The organism is Corallococcus sicarius (genome assembly GCF_003611735.1).
GTDB lineage: Bacteria > Myxococcota > Myxococcia > Myxococcales > Myxococcaceae > Corallococcus > Corallococcus sicarius.
This window is the reverse complement of record NZ_RAWG01000549.1, coordinates 1-3,163: the sequence shown is the minus strand read 5'-3', so window position 1 is coordinate 3,163 and position 3,163 is coordinate 1. Positions and strand designations below refer to the sequence as shown.

The following is a 3,163-nucleotide window of genomic DNA, read 5'->3' as shown; positions in this document are numbered from 1 at the left end:
TCGTGGTCAGCGACTGGCAGATGCCCCGGCTGGGCGGCGTGGGGCTGGCGGTGACCCTGTACCACCGGGGCATGCCGGGGTGGCCTCCGGCCAGCCCGCCCCCGTGGATGGTGGCGCTGCGGCTGCTGCGGGATGTGGGCTTCCTGGTGATGGGCGTGGGCTACGCGGCGGCCTTCGCGCTGCTCTTCCAGAAGGAGCGCTGGAGGAAGGTGCTGGGCGTGTTCGCGCCCGCGGGGCGCATGGCCCTGTCGCTGTACCTGATGCAGACGGTGGTGAGCCTGTGGCTGTACGACGGCTGGGGCCTGGGGCTCGTGGGCCGGCTGCCGCCGTCGCGCTGCCTGCTGCTGACGCTGGGCGTCTTCGCGGTGCAGCTGGGCTTGAGCCACCTGTGGCTTGCGCGCTTCCGCTTCGGCCCGGTGGAGTGGCTGTGGCGGTCACTCACCTACGGCCGCGCCCAGCCCATGCGGCTGACGGCCTCAAGCCCGCTGGGCACGACGCCCTGAGCTGACAAAGAGAAACCCCGGGTCCCGCGAGGAAGCGGGAGCCCGGGGCTGTGAGTCAGGACAGCGGTCGCGGATTACAGCGTCTTGTAGGACGCCGCGAACACGGTCTTGATGTAGCCGTCGACCTCGGTGTCCACCAGGCTGGGGACGCCGAAGATCGTGATGTAGTACTTGCCGGCCGGGACATTGCGCAGGATGCAGCTCTCCGTCGCGCTCTCCTTCACGCCACGGCACAGGTAGCTGAACTGCGTGGGGGCGGAGGCGGCCTGCACGTAGACGTCCGCGTTGCCCTCACCCTCGCCCAGGGCGACGGACAGGGTGTTGATGCCGGAGTTCACCTTGAACTCGGGCATGTCGATGATGAAGGTGCGGCTGGAGCCCGGCACGCCCGAGAGGTCCTCGATGCGGGTCTCGTTGCCGATGTTCACGAAGCCGCCCTTCCAGGTCACGGACAGCGACGTGCCCGTGTAGGAGGTGAAGCCCTTGACCATCACGTACCAGATCGCCTCGGTGCCGGAGGACGGGAACGTGCAGACCTCGTTGTTGCCGGACTTGTACGGACGGCAGTCGTACAGCGAGTCCGTGGGGGCGTTGGCGCGACGGACGTAGAGGTCCGCGTCACCCGTGCCACCGGACAGCGTGAAGGTCACGTCCGTGGCGCCCTCGGGGATGGTCACCGAGTAGTACTGCTTGCTGCCGGAGGAGCCGTTGATGCCCGTCACGGGCACGCCCTTCTCGATGGGCGTGGTGACCGGGGGAGGAACCGGCACGCCGACGCCGACGGCCTTCCACGCGTTGCCCACCGAGGCGACTTCCGCCGCGGAGTAGCCCAGCTGGGTCGCGGCCTGCTCCGACGCGGTCTTCGCCGCCTCGAAGTTGGACGACGCGATCAGGATGTCCGTGTTGATCTTGTAGATGACCTTGGCGGCCTTCTCCAGACCGATGCCAGCGACGACCTGGGTCGTCTTGGCGCGCGGGTGCGTGCCACCCTGGGACATCAGGTAGAACGCCAGGTTGGAGATACCCGAGCTGTAGTGCACGTCCACGCCGGAGGAGTAGTCCGGGTAGTAGTCGAGCGAGTCCCCGTCCTTCGTGGGCTCGTCCATGTAGCGCAGGCCGTCACCCGGGATGTTCGGCGTCCAGACGTCGTCGCCGACGATCCAGGTGTTCGCGTCGATGACCTTGCCCTTGCCGTACCACTCGCACACCGCTCCGAAGATGTCGGAGAAGGACTCGTTGAGGCCACCGGACTCACCGGAGTAGGTGAGGTTGGACTCGGCCGAGGTCACCGCGTGCGTCAGCTCGTGCGCCGTCACGTCCAGCGAGTTCGCCAGGTTGGAGGCGTTCACGCCGTCGCCGTCGCCGTACACCATCTGGGTACCATCCCAGTAGGCGTTGACGTAGTTGCTGCTGTAGTGGACGTAGCTCTTCAGCACCTTGCCGGCGTTGTCGTACGAGTCGCGGCCGAACAGCTCGCTGTAGCAGTTGTAGACGGTGCCGAGGTGGTTGTAGTTGTTGTTGACCACCGCGTCGGCGTGGGCCGGGTCACCCTCGAAGCGCGCACGGACGGCCGTGGGCAGCGACGTGCGGTGCTCCAGGTCACGCACTTCGCGGTTGAGCGCGGAGTGGATGTTCGGGCGGATCTCGAAGACCTCGCCCGTCTTCGCGTTCACCAGCACGGTGTTGTCCACCGGCGTCGTGTCCTTCAGCGCGCCCAGGACGCGAACTTCGTACGTCAGGACCAGCTCGTTGCCCGAGCGGTGGTACACGAGCTGGGGCTCGCCCTCGGAGGAGGCGCGCTCGGGAGCGCTGCGGTCGCCCGTCGCCGCGGCGATGGCCGCCTCGGCGGCGATGGTGGCCTTCGCCTCGCCCTTCAGGTCGCCACGGGCGTTCGTGTTCACCGCGAACACGCTGCCGTTGCGGGCGTGCAGACGCACTTCCGCGTCGCGCACCAGGATGCCGTTGTGGGTCACGCCGTAACGGAAGTGGGTGTCACCGTCGAAGCCGACGTAGGCCTTCTTCAGGAACAGGTCGTTCGGGTCCAGGCGGAACATCGGCGCCACGCCCGCGAGTACCGGAGCCAGCTGCTGCTGCGCAGCGATGCCCTGGATGGCCGACGGCGCAGGAACGGAACCAAAGGAACCGGTGACGAAGGTGGGGACCGCGTCCGTGTCGGCCGCGATCACCTTCTGACCCGCCGACAGGTTGGCGGTCGCCTTCTGGAGGTTGGCCTCCTCGTTGTTCGCAGCAGGAGCGCCGTCAGTGCAGGCGCCGACCATCAGGGACAGGGCTGCGGCACCCAGAGCGCCGCGTACTCGCTTCTCGTACATGTAATCCTCCTAAAGTGGAAAGATTCGAGAACACTGTGTCACAGGAGAGGCACGTTTTTCAAGTACAGGCGAGAATTTTACGAAAACACTGCTTCTCAGGAATTGAGAGTTCTCGCAACTGCTTGAAACGACGGGAGGAACCCACGCAGACCGGGAAATCGGGGCAATGCTTCAAACTTGTAAGACGGGGCCTTCGCGTTTGAAGCATCTGTCGGTGGATGCGTGCATTAAGTGAACGCAGGGGAGAATTTGCCGTCGCATTTATTCCCGACCCGGGTGGGTCCCGGTCCACTGCCTGCTGTTGGCCTGGGGGGTGGGAGGGGCCAGCGG

Annotated in this window: 2 protein-coding genes; one reads left to right on the top strand and one right to left on the bottom strand. The window is 66.3% G+C overall.

What is annotated here, in order from left to right; genetic code table 11:
* Positions 1-503, top strand: a 503-nt coding sequence (locus D7X12_RS40465) for a DUF418 domain-containing protein (RefSeq protein WP_147443974.1), incomplete at its 5' end; no start/stop codon positions are given.
* A gap of 74 nt (positions 504-577) precedes the next feature.
* Here the strand turns inward: D7X12_RS40465 and D7X12_RS40460 are convergent.
* Entirely contained in the window at positions 578-2,833 is a 2,256-nt protein-coding gene (locus D7X12_RS40460) for a M4 family metallopeptidase (protein WP_120630446.1), read from the bottom strand.
* Between the last annotated feature and the right edge of the window lie 330 nt (positions 2,834-3,163).